13 protein-coding genes are annotated in these 16,100 nt (G+C 66.2%); 1 reads left to right on the forward strand and 12 read right to left on the reverse strand.

Annotation, left to right across the window (positions count from 1 at the left end; translation table 11 throughout):
* Positions 1-142: 142 nt before the first annotated feature.
* The 8 genes from DTS01S_RS14445 to pdxK all read right to left on the reverse strand — a co-directional run bounded on the left by DTS01S_RS14445 (position 143) and on the right by pdxK (position 10,959).
* Entirely contained in the window at positions 143-1,204 is a 1,062-nt protein-coding gene (locus DTS01S_RS14445; RefSeq protein ID WP_061287949.1) for a DNA topoisomerase IB, read from the reverse strand.
* 345 nt (positions 1,205-1,549) lie between these two features.
* A complete protein-coding gene (locus DTS01S_RS14450; RefSeq protein WP_139223858.1) occupies positions 1,550-3,637 on the reverse strand; it encodes a catalase in 2,088 nt (695 codons plus the stop codon).
* A gap of 142 nt (positions 3,638-3,779) precedes the next feature.
* Positions 3,780-3,989 (reverse strand): hypothetical protein, encoded by a 210-nt coding sequence (locus tag DTS01S_RS14455; protein ID WP_016446344.1) that lies wholly within the window; start codon positions 3,987-3,989, stop codon positions 3,780-3,782.
* Positions 3,990-4,205: 216 nt separating this feature from the next.
* A complete protein-coding gene (gene ku / locus DTS01S_RS14460; protein ID WP_061287951.1) occupies positions 4,206-5,195 on the reverse strand; it encodes a non-homologous end joining protein Ku in 990 nt (329 codons plus the stop codon).
* Positions 5,192-7,864: a DNA ligase D gene (gene ligD / locus DTS01S_RS14465; RefSeq protein ID WP_061287952.1), complete on the reverse strand. Its 2,673-nt coding sequence runs from the start codon at positions 7,862-7,864 to the stop codon at positions 5,192-5,194. Before ligD ends, ku begins: the two co-directional genes overlap by 4 nt.
* Before the next feature lie 134 nt (positions 7,865-7,998).
* Complete coding sequence (locus DTS01S_RS14470; RefSeq protein ID WP_016451500.1) at positions 7,999-8,973, reverse strand: hypothetical protein; 975 nt, start codon at positions 8,971-8,973, stop codon at positions 7,999-8,001.
* 292 nt (positions 8,974-9,265) lie between these two features.
* Positions 9,266-10,042: an SDR family NAD(P)-dependent oxidoreductase gene (locus DTS01S_RS14475; RefSeq protein ID WP_046240202.1), complete on the reverse strand. Its 777-nt coding sequence runs from the start codon at positions 10,040-10,042 to the stop codon at positions 9,266-9,268.
* Positions 10,039-10,959: a pyridoxine/pyridoxal/pyridoxamine kinase gene (gene pdxK / locus DTS01S_RS14480; protein ID WP_061287953.1), complete on the reverse strand. Its 921-nt coding sequence runs from the start codon at positions 10,957-10,959 to the stop codon at positions 10,039-10,041. Before pdxK ends, DTS01S_RS14475 begins: the two co-directional genes overlap by 4 nt.
* 172 nt (positions 10,960-11,131) lie before the next feature.
* Between pdxK and DTS01S_RS14485 the strand changes: the two genes are divergently transcribed.
* The gene (locus tag DTS01S_RS14485; RefSeq protein ID WP_016446338.1) at positions 11,132-12,280 is read left to right on the forward strand and encodes a hypothetical protein; all 1,149 of its coding nucleotides are present in this window, start codon (positions 11,132-11,134) and stop codon (positions 12,278-12,280) included.
* A gap of 99 nt (positions 12,281-12,379) precedes the next feature.
* Here the strand turns inward: DTS01S_RS14485 and DTS01S_RS14490 are convergent, their stop codons facing one another.
* From DTS01S_RS14490 to livH, 4 genes are read right to left on the reverse strand one after another with little or no spacing between them, the layout of a single operon-like run.
* Positions 12,380-13,081, reverse strand: coding sequence for an ABC transporter ATP-binding protein (locus DTS01S_RS14490; protein ID WP_026062223.1), 702 nt, complete (start codon positions 13,079-13,081; stop codon positions 12,380-12,382).
* Between the two features lie 8 nt (positions 13,082-13,089).
* Positions 13,090-13,857 (reverse strand): high-affinity branched-chain amino acid ABC transporter ATP-binding protein LivG, encoded by a 768-nt coding sequence (livG, locus tag DTS01S_RS14495; protein WP_016446336.1) that lies wholly within the window; start codon positions 13,855-13,857, stop codon positions 13,090-13,092.
* Between the two features lie 52 nt (positions 13,858-13,909).
* On the reverse strand, positions 13,910-15,148 hold the full coding sequence (locus tag DTS01S_RS14500; RefSeq protein ID WP_016451503.1) for a high-affinity branched-chain amino acid ABC transporter permease LivM: 1,239 nt from the start codon (positions 15,146-15,148) through the stop codon (positions 13,910-13,912).
* A complete protein-coding gene (gene livH / locus DTS01S_RS14505) occupies positions 15,148-16,074 on the reverse strand; it encodes a high-affinity branched-chain amino acid ABC transporter permease LivH (RefSeq protein ID WP_016446334.1) in 927 nt (308 codons plus the stop codon). The genes DTS01S_RS14500 and livH overlap by 1 nt, the downstream gene beginning before the upstream one ends.
* Between the last annotated feature and the right edge of the window lie 26 nt (positions 16,075-16,100).

Here is a 16,100-nt window from a genome sequence, read left to right on the forward strand (position 1 = left end):
CGGCCGCAGCCTGTTTTGACAAAAATTCATGATCCGGCAGTTTAGGGGCTGGGATGTATGCATCTGTGTCAGTCCACAGGCACAGTGCTTGCCGGGTGGTCCGGTCCCCGCCGCCGTCGCCGCAAAGAGGGGATCAAGCGGATCAGGCGGGCCGGCGGCTGGCGCCCTGGCCACGGCGGGGCGGGGTCCTGCGGGGCCGGGGCTGGGGCTCCAGCAGGCCCAGGAACAGGCATTCCTTGGCGCTCAGCCCGCGCGTGCGCCGTGCGGGTGCAGCGGTCGCGGCGGGCGGGCATTGTCCGGGCTGCTCGCACAGGGCCAGTACCCGGGGATGGATGTAGAACTTGCGGCAAACCGTACAGGTATTGCCCAGGCGCCGCGCCACCTCGGCGATCAGGTCCGTGAAGGTGAGCGCGCCCGGATGGCGGCTGCCCGCCGGTGACGCTGCGGCGGCCATGGCCAGCTCCAGCGCGTACACGCTGGCATGCCAGGTACGGAAGTCCTTGGCACTGAAGTCCGGTCCGTCTGCCTCGTCTGCCCCGGCCTTGCTGCAGATCCTGCGGATGTAGTCGTTCACGTGCTCGGAGCGCACATGGTGAACATCTCCCTCGTCGTCCACGAACTGGAAAAGCCGCTGCCCCGGCAGGTCCTGGCAGCGCTTGACGACGCGGGCCACGGCCCGGTCGGACACGCGGGCCTGCTGGGCGACGCCGCTCTTGCCCTTGAAGCTCAGCGTCAGCTCGCCGGCGCGCACCTGGGCATGGCGGTTCCTGAGCGTGGTCAGGCCGAAGGATCCATTGGCTTCTGAATACTCGTCATTGCCAACGCGCAGCGCCGTGCAGTCCAGCAGCCAGACGATGGTGGCCACCACGGTTTCGAGCTGCGGCCGCCCCGGCCTGAGGTCCCGCGCCACGGCACGCCGAATGGCGGGCAGATGCCGGCCGAACTCGCGCATGCGGTCGAACTTGACCTGCTTGCGCTGCTCCTGCCACTGCGGGTGATAGCGGTATTGCTTGCGCCCGCGGGCATCGCGGCCCGTGGCCTGCAGGTGGCCCCGGGCGTCAGGGCAGATCCATACATCCACATAGGCCGGTGGAATGGCCAATTTGCGGATGCGCTCCAGCGCCTGGGCGTCGCGCACGGGCCTGCCGTCCTGGTCCACATAGGAAAAGCCTTTGCCACGCCGCACGCGGCGCCAGCCGGGCATGCGGTCGTTGACATGGATGAGGTCTGCAGTCAGTGCAACCCCTGCGGCGGCGGCGGCGGAGGTGCGATGGGGGGATCGGAATAGGGTGAAGGCGCCGGAGCCGGCGGAGGATCACCCACGGGTGGCACCAGCGGCTCGGTCGGCGGCGGATTGACCGGCGGAGCGACGGGAGGTGTGGCAGGCGGTGTGGGTGGTGCAGCGATCATGGAACGGTTTCTCCTGTGATGGTGGCGGGCCGCAGCGGCCATGCAGCCGCTGCAGCAATCGCCATGCCCGGACCCTTGCACGGGGCCGAAGCGTTGACATTTGGTAGCAATGATTCGCGAAAACCGGTGGCCTGCGGCCTCAGGCCAGCGTCCTCAGCGTGGGCTCGCGGTCCCAGAAGCGATTCTTGGCGCCTTCGACAAAGGGCTTGGGCGTGTCGATGGGAAACACGCCCTCGTCCGGCGTGATGCCCGCGGTCTGCAGGATGTGCCCGGTGGCCTTGCAGGCCGCAATGGCCTTGAGGTGGCCGAAGGCATCGCGGAACCAGTCCTGGGCGGCCGCTTCCCGGGCCAGGGCTTCGCCGCGCTGCGGCGTGAGGATGGACACCACGGCGTCGAACTGCGCCGAGGGCGATCCGGCCAGCTGGCCGTCTGCAGGCAGGTGGCTGCCGTCGTCCAGCGTGGCGCCGCCGATCTTGGGCGCAATGATCTTCACGCTGGCCTTTTGCGCCACCAGGGCCTTGTGGAAGGCGGCAATGTGCCGGGCGCTGGAGCCTTCATCCACCAGGATGGCCACGCAGCGGCCCTGCAGTGTGGGCTTCATGCGGTCGATGATGCGCGTGGCCGGGCTGGGCGGCAGCTTTTGCGGGGGCACGGCAGGCTTGGCGGCAGGCGGCAGCTGGGGCAGGCCCAGGCCGTCGGCCACGCGCTTTGCCAGGTCGGCGTCTATCACCTGCAGGTGGCCCACCACGGCCAGTCGCACATGCGGCGTCTGCACCTTGGACAGCTCGAACACCAGGGCGCTGGCGATGTGGGCCTGCTCCACCGCGCTCTGGCTGGCGTAGAACATGCGCGCCTGGCTGTAGTGGTCGGCAAAGCTTTCGGGGCGGATGCGGCCCTTGGCGCCGTCCCCGTCATCCTGGGCAAAGTGCCTGAAGCCGCGCGCCGCCGAGGCGCGCGGACTGTCGGCCTGCAGGCTGGAGGGCTCGTAGGCCACGCGGCCCTTGGGCACCTGGGTCTGCATATGGCCGTCGCGCTGGTCGTGGGCAAACGGGCATTTGGGCGCGTTGATGGGCAGCTGCGTGAAGTTGGGCCCGCCCAGTCGCGACAGCTGGGTGTCCAGGTAGGAGAAAAGGCGGCCCTGCAGCAGCGGATCGTTGCTGAAGTCGATGCCCGGGGGCAGGTTGGCCGGGCAGAAGGCGACCTGCTCGGTCTCGGCAAAGAAGTTGTCGGGCCAGCGGTCCAGCACGAAGCGGCCGATCTTGCGCAGCGGTATTTCCTCTTCCGTAATGATCTTGGTGGGGTCCAGATGGTCATAGGGCAGGGCGTCGGCCTGTTCCTGCGAGAACAGCTGCACGCACAGCTCCCAGGCCGGGTAGTCGCCCGCCTCGATGGCCTCGAACAGGTCGCGGCGGTGGTAGTCGTTGTCGGCGGCCTGCAGCTTCAGGGCCTCGTCCCAGACGGTGGATTGGATGCCCAGCTCGGGCCGCCAGTGGAATTTCACGAAGGTGCTTTTGCCTTGCGCATTGACCAGCCGGAAGCTGTGCACGCCAAAGCCCTCGATCATGCGCAGGCTGCGCGCGATGGTGCGGTCGCTCATGATCCACATGACCATGTGCATGGACTCGGGCATGAGGGAGATGAAGTCCCAGAACGTGTCGTGCGCCGTGGCAGCCTGTGGAAAGCCCCGGTCCGGCTCCATCTTCACGGCATGGACCAGGTCGGGAAACTTCATGGCGTCCTGGATGAAGAACACCGGAATGTTGTTGCCGACCAGATCCCAGTTGCCCTCTTCGGTATAGAACTTGATGGCGAAGCCGCGCACGTCCCGCGGGGTGTCCACCGAGCCTGCGCCGCCGGCCACGGTGGAAAAGCGCACGAAGACCGGCACCTGCTTGCCGGTTTCGGTCAGCACCTTGGCGGTGGTGTACTGCTCCAGTGAATCGGTCAGCTGGAAATAACCGTGGACACCTGTGCCGCGTGCATGGACGATCCGCTCCGGAATGCGCTCATGGTCGAAATGCGTGATTTTCTCGCGCAATATGAAATCTTCCAGCAGCGTGGGTCCCTTTGGCCCTTGCTTCAATGAATTCTGGTTGTCCGCAACCGGTATGCCCTGCTGCGTCGTCAATACAGGATGAGAGGCTTCGGCCTGCTGCTGGAGTTCTCCGCCGTGGCCAACGGGGCATTGGGATGGGGATTTCTTTTCAGCTGGGGCTTTCTTGGCCATGATGCACTCCTTGGGAATGAACGCCATGTTCTTTTGACGCGGATATTTCAAGCGGAGCAACGGTATGTTTTTCAGTTGCCGCAATGGGAAAATAAAAAAAAGGGCCCGGAGGACCCTTTTTTCAGGTCATGCAACCTGCGGCTCAACGCTGCTGGTGGCTGTCCTGCTTTTGCTGCTGACCCGGCTGGTTGCGCTGGGGGTTGCTCTGCTGTTGCTGATGGTTGGGATTATTGGGATTGCTTTGCTGCTGCTGCCCCGGATTGTTTTGTTGCTGCTGCTGGTTCTGCTTGTTCTTGTCGTTTTGCTGGTTGCTGGCCGTGTTGCCTTGAGGGTTATTGGTCTGTTGCGTCATTTCCATACTCCTTAAGTAAACAGCGATGCCGTCATCACTGCAATTTCATTGTGCTGCCTGAAAAATCCACGGCGTGTAGGAAATTCGGAAGATTACTTTTGGTAAATCATTGGAATTTGCTATGAATATCATGGAATCCATTTTTGCGGCAAAAATGCATGTATTTTTTATCATGAAATGCCATTTGTAGATTATGCAAAACGGCAATGGTCCGTTTCATTTGGATGTTGAACGTTTTGCAGGCGCCTTGGACGCTGGCTTTCGGGGCTTGGGTGTTGTCCGGGTCGCGGGCGCTTTTGCAGCTTTTGCAGCTTTTGCCGCCGCCCCGGTATTTTTTTCCTTGGCCGCGGAGGCGGGGGCCCCGCTGCCTGCCTTGCCCAGGCTGCTCCTGAGCAGGGCGGTCAGATCCAGCACGGCTGCGTTGGCGGGTGCGGCGGGCGCGTCCTGCTGCCTTTGCACACTTTGCACGTCGCCCGCATGGGCCTTGGCCTGCACCAGCTGGTGGATTTCCTCGCTGAAGGAGTTGCGGAACTGGTCGGCGTCCCAGGCCTGGCTCATGTCCTTGATCAGTGCCAGGGCCATGGTCATTTCGGCGGCCTTGATGCCTGCGGCCCTTGCGTCCAGCGGCGGCAGGTCCAGCTGCTCGAAGGAGCGGATCTCGCCGCCCCAGCGCAGCAGGTTCAGCACCAGCGCCCGGCCGCAGGGGATCAGGATGGCCAGGTGCTGCTTGGCCTGGATGACGACCTTGGCCACGCCCACCTTGTTGCTCTTGCGCAGCGCCTCGCGCAGCAGTGCGTAGACCTTCCCGCCCCGGTGCAGGGGGGCGGTGTAGTAGGGCCGCTCCAGGTAGATGAAGGGGATATCGTCGGCATCGACAAAGGCCTCGATCTCTATGGTCTGCATGGTCTTGGGAAAGGCGGCGGCAATCTCTTCGGCGCTCAGCACCACGTAGCGGCCTTCTTCGAATTCCACGCCCTTGACGATGTCGGCCGAGGCCACCTCCTTGCCCGTGACCTTGTTGATGCGCTTGTAGCCCACGGGCTGCATGTTGCGCTTGTCCAGCCAGTCGAAGTCGATGTCCGTGCTGGCCGTGGCCGCATACAGGCCTATCGGGATGTGGACCAGGCCAAAGCTGATGGCCCCCTTCCACAGGCTGCGCGAGGAGACGGCCGGGGCCGTGCGGGGAGATGTGGCTTTCCTGGTCATCGTTGTGCTTTCCTCGTTGGCGGCTCTTCGCGGGCCGGTGCCTCGAAGCCCAGCGCCTTCATGGCGCGGCCCAGGCTGGTGGCCGCCGTGCCGTAGTGCTCCCAGGGCGAGTTGCCCAGGCGCAGGCGCTGGTCCACCGAGCGAATGGTCCAGTGCGCGCCGCCCGTGAGCCTGTCGAGCTCGTTCCAGCCCACGGGCACGGAGATGCCCATGCCGGGCCGCGCACGCGCTGTCCACGCGCAGGCCGTGGTGGCGCCAAAGCCGTTGCGCAGGTAGTCCACGAAGATTTTTCCCACGCGGTTGCGTGGCCCGCTCTTGGCCACGAAGCGCTGGGGCACGGTGCTGGCCAGATGCTGGACCACGGCCTGGGAGAAGGCCTTGACCGTGTCCCAGTCCAGCAGCCGCTTGATCGGCACGACCACATGCAGGCCCTTGCCGCCGCTGGTTTTGAGGAAGGCCGGCAGCTCCAGCTCCTGCAGCAGCACATGCAGCAAGGTGGCCGCTTCCTGCACCTGCGTCCAGGGCACGCCCTCGCCGGGGTCCAGGTCGAAGGTCATGCGGTCGGGCCGGTCGATGCGGTCCCGGCGGGCATTCCAGGTGTGCCATTCGATGGTGTTCATCTGCGCGGCCGCCACCAGGCCTTCACGCCGCGCCACCTCCATCAGCGGCGCATGGCCGGGATCGAGTTCGGGTGCCAGGGCGGCAATGCCCTGCAGCGGCGTCTGGTCCATGTGTTTCTGGAAGAACAGCTCGCCCTCGATGCCCTCCGGCGCGCGCACCATGGCCACGGGCCGGGCCTTGAGGTGGGTGATCATGAAGGGGGCCACCGTGGCGTAGTAGCGCGCCAGCTCCATCTTGGTGATGCCGGTGGAGGGGTCGATGACACGCTCGGCATGGGTGATGGCGATCGTGGCGGGCAGGCGCGCCGCCTTGGCCATGCGGGGCGGGGCGGCTTTGTGGCGGGTTGCGGTGCGGGGTGAAGATGCGGTCGATGGCACGTGCTGTGGCTCCTCTTTTGCGATGCGGCGCGCAGGCTTGTCCGTGCGCAGGCCCTGGAATACGGCGTGGCGGATGCGGCCGTCCGCGGTCCATTGCGCGAACGAGACTTCGGCCAGCAGGGTGGGGCGCACCCAGTGCACCTGGCTGCCAAGGCCCCGGGTGTCTGCCAGCGGGGATGTGCCGGTGGCCAGGCCGTCCAGGCGCTGGCGCAGGTCGGCCAGGGTGCGTGCGTTGAAACCCGTGCCGACCTTGCCGGCCGCGTGCAGCTGCCCGTCCTCGCCATGCACGGCGAGGACCAGGGCCCCCAGGCCGGTGCGCGAGCCCTGGGGATCGGTATAGCCGGCGATCACGAACTCCTGGCGGTGGCCGCACTTGAGCTTGATCCAGTCCATGCTGCGCCGCGAGACGTAGGCGCTGCCGCGCCGCTTGCCGATCACGCCCTCCAGGCCCAGCCGGCAGGCGGCGGCCATCAGGTCGGCGGGCGGGGCGTCAAAGGCCTGGCTGAACCGAACGCGGTCCGACGGCGCCTTGTGCAGCAGCTCCTGCAACCGCTGGCGGCGCTGTTCCACGGGCTGCTGGCGCAGGTCCTGGCCGTCGTGCCACAGCAGGTCGAAGGCGAAGAAGACCAGCAGGTCGGTGTGCTCGCCGTCGAAGGCATTTTGCAGGGCCTGGAAGTTGGGGCGGTCGTCGCTGTCCAGCATCAGCACCTCGCCGTCGATCCAGCCTGTTTGCAAGGGCAGGGCCGCCAAGGCGCGGGCCAGGGCAGGCATTCTGGCGGTCCAGTCCTTGCCGTTGCGCGTGACAAGCCGCACGGTACCGCTGTCGATGCGCGCCAGCAGGCGGTAGCCGTCGAACTTGCTCTCGAAGATCCATTGCCCGGCCTCCGTGGGCGGGCGGTCCACCAAGGTCGCCAGCTGGGGGGCGATCTCCTGCGGCATGGTCGCGGTGCCGGCGTGCTGCTTTCGTGCTGCCGCTGGCGCTGTTGCTGTTGTTGTTTCTGTCGTTGCCGCTGCTGCAGGTTCCAGGGGAAGGCCGGCCACGCTGTCGGGCATGTCCTCGACCACGCTGAATTCGCCGGCGGCGCGTTCCAGCCCGTCATGCTCCTTGATCAGCAGCCACGCGGGTTTTTTGGCATCGTCCTTGCCGCGCATGCGCACCAGGGTCCAGCGGCCCTGCAGCTTGTGGCCGCGCAGCTCGAACTTGAGCTTGCCCTTGCGAAGGTCCTCGGCGGCGTCGCCTTGTGGCCACCAGGTGCCCCGGTCCCAGATGATGACCTTGCCCGCGCCGTACTGGCCCGGCGGAATCTGGCCTTCGAAGCGGTTGTAGGCCATGGGGTGGTCTTCCACCTGCACGGCCATGCGCTTGTCGGCCGGGTCGTAGCTGGGGCCCTTGGGCACGGCCCAGCTTTTCATGCTGCCGTCCAGCTCCAGCCGGAAGTCGTAGTGCAGATGGCTGGCCCAGTGCTTTTGAATGACGAATTGCAGGACACCCGTGCCGGGCTGCCCTGCAATCGCGTCGCTGGAAGGTTCTGCCGAGGGCTCCGGCGTGCGCGTGAAGTCGCGCTTTTGCCGGTAGGCCGCCAGCGAAGCGGCAGCCTTGTCCTGCCCGCCGGCCGCAGCAGCCCGCCGCGGCTGCTGCGTGACCGGGTGGCTGCGGCGCGGTGCGGGCATGCGGCGCTCCTTCAGAACATCAGTGCAATCAAAATGATGATGGGAATGGGCACGCCCAGAAGAAAAAGCAGTATGGATCGCATGAATGGCCTCCGTTCAATGAATGGTTGGATGGTGTTGACTGCGATGCAGGATCAAATGGCATCGCGTTGGCGGCCACCCCAGGTGGCGCACAGGCTGCCCACAAAGGCGCCCAGCATCAGGGAAACAAACAGCCAGAGCATGGAATGGGCGGTGGCCTTTCGCGTTTCTTCAGCGGCCTGCTTGGCCTTTTGCTTGGCCTCTTCTGCCTTTTGCTCGGCCTGCTTTATCTGCATCTGTACGGAATCAAAGGTGCTTCGCACTTTCTTTTGCGCTTCTTCCACCGGAATATCGGAATTGCGCGCAATCAGCTGGGCCAGATATTGCTCATCGGCCGCAGAAAGCTGGCCGGTGCGCAGCGACTGGGCAAAGATCACGCCGGCCTCCCGCGTGGCGCTGGCCATGTCGGCAGGCGTTGTGCTGCCGGAGGTTGCCGCGGAATTGCGGAACAGGCTGCCGGTCCAGTAGGCCAGGCCCTGGGGCGAGGCATCGGCGCCCGAGGCACCGGCCATGGCTGCGGCACCGCCAGCAGCCGCACCGCCGGCGGCGCCGATCGCGCCGCCCACCACGCTGGAGGCGCTGGTGGCCACGGTCTGCGCCGCCTTGAAGGCGCCGGACACCGCACCACCGGCCGCAGCGCCCATCAGGGCCACCATGGCCAGCGTGGCCAGCGCCCAGGACAGAAAGCCGTGGGCCGTGTCGCGGAAGTAGACCTCGTCCGTATGCACGCCTTGCCAGCGGGTGCGCAGCCGCCCGGCCAGGTACCCGCCCACGCCGGCGGAGGCCAGCTGGGTGAAGGCGATCCAGGCCACGGCCGTCCACCCCAGGGCGCCGGCATCCATGCCTTGGCCGGTCCATACCGAGACAGACGACAGGCCCAGGCCCGTGCCCAGAATGAACAGCAGCAGCGACAGCGAGGCCGCCGCCATGGCGCCCGCGAATATCGCCGCCCATGAAACACCGCTGACGGATGTATTGGCCGCAGGGACCACTGGCGCTGCCAGGGGATCGGAATAGGCAATGGACATGGCTGGATTTCCTGGAGTTGAGTGCCCCATTCTTGCCAGCCGAAATAAATGCCACTGTAGGAGGATTGGAAAAGCAGGACTGGCAAACTCAGACGAAAAACGTCATCCTTTGCCAGATGACGGTTTTCAAGGCAATGCGCGGCCTGGATATGGAAAATGATTCCTGCAACCGGTAAAACTTGCGGAATATTTTCCAGGGCGAATGGCTGGATTGTTTCCGGCAGCACGGCGATATGTTTCTGTCTGCTGCCGGTGTTTTCATTGCTGCATCGGGCCTGCCAGACCCGTACGTTCAGGGCTGGCGCACGTCGGCCACGACCTGCTCGCCAAAATCCGCGCGCTGCAGCCAGCCCAGCACCAGGGTGGCGGCCTGCTCGGGCGTGGACAGCTTGCCGCCCTCCTTGAGCTGGGCGAAGTTGCCTGCGTCGGGAAAGGCTGCGGCATCGGCGCTGCGCAGCTGCACCTGCATGTCGGTGTCGATGACGCCGGGCGCCAGCGAGCAGATGCGCGCGCCGTGGGGCTTGAGCGCCTCGTCCAGCGCCACGCTGCGGCTGAAATGGTCCATGCCGGCCTTGGCCGCGCAGTAGGAGGCCTGCGAGGCAATGGCGCGCCGCCCCAGGCCCGAAGAAATGTTGAGCACCTTGCGCGGCACGGCCGTCCAGCCTTCGGTGGCGGCCAGGAAGGCGGCCGTCAGCAGCATGGGCGCCTCCAGTCCCACGCGCATGGCCTGGGCGATGTCGGCGGGCCGCAGCTGCGACAGCGGCGCGATCTGCGGAATCACGCCCGCGTTGTTGATCAGGGTGACGCTGGCGTAGCGCGTGGCGTCCAGCCCGGCGAGCCATTCGCCCAGCCTGCGGGCCGCTGCCTCGGGCTCGCCCAGGTCCACGCTCCACTGCTGCAGCGGGGCGCCTGCCGTGGCGGCGGCCCGGTTCAGGTCTTCGCTGGTGGAGCGCGACAGCGTGACCAGCTCATGGCCGGCATCGAGCAGTTGCCGGGCCATGGCCAGGCCCATGCCGCGCGAAGCGCCCGTGAGAATCGTCAGGGAAAGGAGAGGCGATGCATTGTTCATGCGGGCGATGGTATCGCTTGTGCCCGTGCTGCCGGTGCTGCCTGCGCGGTCATTGCCCGGGCGGCGACGGGGTCCGAGGGCAGCAGCAGCTCGGCGCTGCGCGCCTGCCGCGTATGCTCCAGCGCCTGCACGATGCGTTCGCAGGCGCGCTCGGCCGCATCGCGCAGGCTGGCGCCCTGCAGCCAGTGGCCGGTGAGCGCGGCGCTGAACAAGTCGCCCGTTCCCTTGGGCACCGCATCCACGCGCGCGTGGGTGACCACATGCACGTCCTCGCGCGTGACCAGCGCCACGCGCATGCGCAGTGCATGCTCGCCGCCCAGCTCGGGCGCCGCGCTGGTCACGGCCACCCACTGCGTGCGGCCGGTCAGCAGGCTGCGCGCGGCCTGGACCACATCGTCCATGCCGTGCACAGGGCGCGCGGTCAGCCGTTCCAGCTCGAAATGGTTGGGTGTCAGCCCGTCGGCCAGAGGCAGCAGGTGGCGCTGGTAGGCCTCGACCATGGCGGGGTCCACGTAGATGCCGCTGTCGTGGTCGCCGATCACCGGGTCCACCACCACGCGCAGGCCGGGGCGCTGCTGCAGCAGGCCCGCCACCCAGTCCGCCAGCAGCCCGGCCTGGTCCGGCCCGCCCAGGTAGCCGGCCAGCACGGCCTGCAGTTGCCCGAGCGCGCCGCGCGCGCCCAGGTCCTGCAGATAGCCCGCAAACCACTCGGCGGCAATTGCTCCGCCGTGGATGCTGGGATAGTGCGGCGTATTGCTGAACACCACCGTGGGCACGGCTGCCGCCGCCAGTCCCAGGGCCTGCAGCGTGGGCATGGCCACGTTGTTGCCAACGCGGCCGTAGACGACCTGGGACTGCACGGACACCACGTCGATGGCCAGGGGGTGCAGCATGTCATGGGGGGCGGGGGCGTTCATGGGCGGCCTTGCGGGTGGTAATTCTTGGGCGAAGCTGCATTTATAGCGCTGCCATGCGAGGGCCGGCAGCACAATCCAGGGAGCACGGCCAGACCACTTCCAGAATCGCGGCAGCGGGATTGGAGCGCCATGCAAGAATGGTTTTTTCCGCGCGCATGCATCTCGCTTGAACATGAATTCCCCTTCAGAAATCCAGGCCCTGTATTCGAAATTCAGCGGTGCCGAGGCCTCGGAGCGATTGAGGGCCGAGATCCGCAGCCAGGTCGCAAGCTGGCGCTGGGCGTCCGACTCCATGAGCTTTGACGAACCCTATGCCCGTGAGCTGTTCGGCGGCCCTGCCGCACGCTGGCTCAGCGATGGGCGGGCAGACCCGCAAAAGCATGTGCACCACGGCTTTGATGCCCAGGGCCGTATCGTCATCGAATGCCGGTCCAACGCGCGCGAGCAGGTATGCCTGTACACGCCCGGCCAGCGCACAACCGTGTCGTGGCATGGAGGCGGCAGCATCGATTCCGTCAGCCAAAGCCGCTACGAGGAGGGGCGGCTGGTCGCCCATCACATGCACCTTGGCTACCGTGGCATGGACAGCCGTTATGAGTACGACGGCCGGCAACTGCAGTGCAGCGTGACCCGGAACTGGGAAACCCGTGAGAAGCCCTGGCTCACGCGGCATGTGTTCGTGCATGGCGCGGACGGCGTTCTGGATCGCATCCACCTTCAATACCTGGACACCCAGGGCCAGCCCGAGCCGGGTGCCGACAGGCTGCTCTACCTGCGCCTGCCCAGGGGCGAGACGCTGAAGACCGTCGAGGCGCGTGTGCAGCAGCTGCTGGAGCAGTCACTGGCCACGGCCTTGCAGCAGATCCCACGCGGCGAACCGCTCTACGGTCTTTTGCTTTGCTACACGCATGAGGACCTGACTGCAGCCTGGCCGCCTTTTCTGGTCTGGGGGCGCGAATCCTATCGGCGCGCGGTGCTGGAGCGTGGTGAAGAGATTCCGTATTACCTGTGGGCGCCGGACGAGATACGCGGCATGGGCGAGGCCGATGAGCACTGGTTCTCCGACGAGGCGCTAGGCGAAGCCTGCCTGCTGCATGGCCAGTTGATGGAGATGAAGCAAAGCAATGCCTCGGCCATGCGGGTGCTCAGGCACATGCTGCCCTTGCTGGAGAGCATGGTCAGGCAGGCGGGCCTGCCCGTGACCGATGATTTCGTGGTGGCCTTTGCCGACAACACGGGCGAGGTCGATCCCTTGAAGGCCATGAAGGCCCGTCTGCCGGATGCGCATTGGGCGTTGCTCAAGCAGCGCGGCTTGGTGTGAGGTCTCGCGGGCTCTGAAATGAAAAGGCCCGCCGAATGGCGGGCCTCCGTTCAGTGCCGGCGTGCAGTATTGCCGGCGTTTTGCCGGGCGCGCAGGCGCTCAGGCGCCCAGGTAGGCGCGGCGCACGGCGTCGTTGGTCAGCAGGTTGGCGCCGGTGTCCTCCAGCACCACCTTGCCGGTCTCCAGCACATAGCCGCGGTCGGCGATCTGCAGGGCGCGGTTGGCGTTCTGCTCGACCAGGAAGACCGTGACGCCAGCGGCGCGGATGGTCTGGATGATCTCGAAGATCTGCGCAATGATCAGCGGCGCCAGGCCCAGCGTGGGTTCGTCCAGCAGCAGCAGGCGGGGCTTGCTCATCAGCGCGCGGCCGATGGCCAGCATCTGCTGCTCGCCGCCCGACATGGTGCCGGCGCGCTGGTGGGCGCGCTCGCGCAGGCGCGGGAAGAGGCCGAACACATGTTCGATGCCGGCCTCGATCTGCGGCTTGTCCAGGAAGAATCCGCCCATCTTCAGGTTGTCGGTGACCGTGAGGTCCGAGAAGATGCGCCGCCCTTCTGGCGAGACCGCAATGCCCTTGCGCATGATGTGGTGCGAAGGAAGCTGGGTGATGTCCTCGCCCTCGAACGAGATGCGGCCCGAGCTGGCGCGCGGGTTGCCGCACACCGTCATCAGCAGCGAGGTCTTGCCGGCGCCGTTGGAGCCGATCAGCGAGACGATCTCGCCCTGGTTGACGTGCAGGCTGACGCTGTCGACCGCGCAGATGGCGCCGTAGTGGGTGGAGATGTTCTCCAGTTGCAGCATGGCAGGCATCAGGCTTCTCCCAGATAGGCCTTGATGACCCGTTCATCGTTGCGAATGGCATCCGGCAGGCCCATGGCGATGGGCTTGCCGTACTCCATGACCAGGATGCGCTCGGACACGCCCATGACCAGGCCCATGTCGTGCTCGATCAGCAGCACGGCAATGCCGTACTGGCGGCGCAGCTGGTCGATCAGGCCCTGCAGGTCCTTTTTCTCCTGCGGGTTCAGGCCGGCGGCGGGTTCGTCGAGCATGAGCACGCGCGGCTTGGTGATCATGCAGCGCGCGATCTCCAGGCGGCGCTGGTGGCCGTAGGCCAGGTTGCCGGCCTCGCGGTTGACGAACTCGCGCAGGCCCATCACGTCCAGCCAGTGCAGGGCGCTCTCGATCTTTTCCTCTTCGCTGCGGCGGTAGCCCGCCGTGTTGAACAGGCCCGACAGCAGGTTGACGCCGGAGCGGCGGTGCTGTGCCACCAGCAGGTTTTCCAGCACCGTCATGGACTTGAACAGGCGCACGTTCTGGAAGGTGCGCACCACGCCGTGGTTGGCCACGTGGTGGCTGCTGCGCCCCTCGATGGCGCTGCCGTCCAGCGCGATGGAGCCGCTGCTGGGCTGGTAGAAACCGCTGATGCAGTTGAACACCGTGGTCTTGCCGGCGCCGTTGGGGCCGATGATGGCAAACACTTCCTGCGGACGCACGTTGAAGCCCACGTGGTCCACGGCCAGCAGGCCGCCGAAGCGCATGCACAGGTCTTTGACTTCTAGCAAATACTCGCTCATTGCCGGCCCTTGCTGCTATCTGTTGTCCCAAAAATCATGGTGTCGGCATGCCTCATGAGCGCACCTCCACATGGCGACGGCGCATGGGCAGCAGGCCCTGCGGGCGCCAGACCATCATCAGCACCATCACCAGGCCGAAGATCAGCATGCGGTACTCGGAGAACTCGCGCGCCAGCTCGGGCAGCACCGTCAGCAAGATGGCCGCGATGATCACGCCCAGCTGCGAGCCCATGCCGCCCAGCACCACGATGGACAGGATCAGCGCCGACTCGATGAAGGTGAAGGACTCGGGGTTGACGATGCCCTGGCGCGCCGCGAAGAAGGCGCCGCCGAAGCCGGCGAACATGGCGCCCAGCGTGAAGGCCGACAGCTTGATCTTCATGGGGTTCAGGCCCAGCGAGCGGCAGGCGATCTCGTCCTCGCGCAGTGCCTCCCAGGCGCGGCCTATGGGCATGCGCACCAGGCGGTTGGAGATCCACAGCGTGACCACGGCCAGCAGCAGCGCCATCAGGTACAGGAAGATCACCATGTGCAGCGAGCTGAACTCCAGCCCCAGGAACTGGTGGAACGTCGTGCCGCCCTCGGTGGAGGGGGTGCGCGTCATCTCCAGGCCCAGCACCGTGGGCTTGGGGATGCTGGAGATGCCGTCCGGCCCGCCCGTGATGCTGGTCAGGTTGACCAGCAGCAGGCGGATGATCTCGCCAAAGCCCAGGGTCACGATGGCCAGGTAGTCACCGCGCAGCCGCAGCACCGGAAAGCCCAGCACGAAGCCGAACATCGCGGCAGCGGCACCGGCCAGCGGCAGCGCTTCCCAGAAGGACCAGCCGGCCCAGTGGAAGAGCAGCGCATAGGTGTAGGCGCCCACGGCGTAGAAGCCCACGAAGCCCAGGTCCAGCAGGCCGGCAAAGCCCACGACGATGTTCAGGCCCAGGCCCAGCATCACGTAGATCATGGCCAGCGTGGCGATGTCCACCGCGTTGCGGCCCGCAAAGAAGGGCCAGGACACGGCGATCAGCAGGGCCGCCAGCATCAGGCCGTTGCGGTGGCTGGGGCGCGCCTGCGGCAGCGAGGGCAGCGAGACCTTGGGCATCTTCGCCGCGATCAGCGGGCGCAGCAGCTGCACCAGGAAGACCAGGGCGCAGGCCCAGGCCACCACCGTCCAGTCGGGGTTGATGATGGTGCGGGTGCCGGCGCGTTCCAGGTGCAGGCCGAAGATGGGCGTGACGACCACGGCCGTCATTACCGTGGCGATCAGGGCGTCGCGCAGGTTCAAAGTGGGTTTGGTTTTCATCAGACCTTCTCCACTTCAGGTTTGCCCAGCAGGCCCGTGGGGCGGAACAGCAGGATCAGCACCAGCAGGCCGAAGGCCACGATGTCCTTGTACTCGGATGAGATGTAGGCTGCCGCAAAGGTCTCGGCCACGCCCAGCAGCACGCCGCCCAGCATGGCGCCGGGGATGGAGCCGATGCCGCCCAGCACCGCGGCCGTGAAGGCCTTGATGCCGGCCAGAAAGCCGATGAACGGGTTGAGCTTGCCCACGGCCAGCGCGATCAGCACCCCGCCCACGGCCGCCAGCATGGCGCCCAGCACGAAGGTGAACGAGATCACGCGGTTGGTGTCGATGCCCAGCAGGCTGGCCATGTGCATGTCCTGGGCGCAGGCGCGCGAGGCGCGGCCCATGCGCGAGTGGCGGATGTACAGCGTCAGCAGCACCATGAGCACGATGGCCACCACGATGATCAGGATGCGCGAGTAGGGCACATAGATCTCGAAGCCGCCTTCGGCACCGAAGCGCAGCGCGCCCGGCAGCAGCGAGGGCACGGCCATGTCGCGCGCACCCTGGCCAAGGGCCACCCAGTTCTGCAGGAAGATGGACATGCCGATGGCCGAGATCAGGGCCACCAGGCGGGGACTGCGGCGCAGCGGCTTGTAGGCCACCTGCTCCACCACCAGGCCATAGACGCCGGTGACGAAGACCGAGACCACCAGCATCAGGCCGATGATGGCCCACACCGGCAGGCCGCTTTGCGTGCCTATGGCCGACAGCGTGACCAGGCCGATGTAGGCCCCGATCATGTAGATGTCGCCGTGGGCGAAGTTGATCATCCCGATGATGCCGTAGACCATCGTGTAGCCGATGGCGATCAGGGCATAGATGGCGCCCAGGGACAGTCCGTTGAACAGCTGCTGTATCAGCTGAGGTAAGAGTTCTGACATGGTGTAATGCCGCCCCAAAACAGGAA

It is taken from the genome of Delftia tsuruhatensis NBRC 16741, from assembly GCF_001571325.1.
In the GTDB taxonomy this organism is placed as follows: Bacteria; Pseudomonadota; Gammaproteobacteria; order Burkholderiales; family Burkholderiaceae_C; genus Comamonas; species Comamonas tsuruhatensis.

Bases quoted from the DNA above. Each gene is read 5' to 3' on its own strand.
- DTS01S_RS14445 (WP_061287949.1), bottom strand. From the start codon at position 1,204: ATGCCCGGCTGGCGCCGCGTGCGGCGTGGCAAAGGCTTTTCCTATGTG.
- DTS01S_RS14450 (WP_139223858.1), bottom strand. From the start codon at position 3,637: ATGGCCAAGAAAGCCCCAGCTGAAAAGAAATCCCCATCCCAATGCCCC.
- DTS01S_RS14455 (WP_016446344.1), bottom strand. From the start codon at position 3,989: ATGACGCAACAGACCAATAACCCTCAAGGCAACACGGCCAGCAACCAG.
- ku (WP_061287951.1), bottom strand. From the start codon at position 5,195: ATGACCAGGAAAGCCACATCTCCCCGCACGGCCCCGGCCGTCTCCTCG.
- ligD (WP_061287952.1), bottom strand. From the start codon at position 7,864: ATGCCCGCACCGCGCCGCAGCCACCCGGTCACGCAGCAGCCGCGGCGG.
- DTS01S_RS14470 (WP_016451500.1), bottom strand. From the start codon at position 8,973: ATGTCCATTGCCTATTCCGATCCCCTGGCAGCGCCAGTGGTCCCTGCG.
- DTS01S_RS14475 (WP_046240202.1), bottom strand. From the start codon at position 10,042: ATGAACAATGCATCGCCTCTCCTTTCCCTGACGATTCTCACGGGCGCT.
- pdxK (WP_061287953.1), bottom strand. From the start codon at position 10,959: ATGAACGCCCCCGCCCCCCATGACATGCTGCACCCCCTGGCCATCGAC.
- DTS01S_RS14485 (WP_016446338.1), top strand. From the start codon at position 11,132: ATGAATTCCCCTTCAGAAATCCAGGCCCTGTATTCGAAATTCAGCGGT.
- DTS01S_RS14490 (WP_026062223.1), bottom strand. From the start codon at position 13,081: ATGCTGCAACTGGAGAACATCTCCACCCACTACGGCGCCATCTGCGCG.
- livG (WP_016446336.1), bottom strand. From the start codon at position 13,857: ATGAGCGAGTATTTGCTAGAAGTCAAAGACCTGTGCATGCGCTTCGGC.
- DTS01S_RS14500 (WP_016451503.1), bottom strand. From the start codon at position 15,148: ATGAAAACCAAACCCACTTTGAACCTGCGCGACGCCCTGATCGCCACG.
- livH (WP_016446334.1), bottom strand. From the start codon at position 16,074: ATGTCAGAACTCTTACCTCAGCTGATACAGCAGCTGTTCAACGGACTG.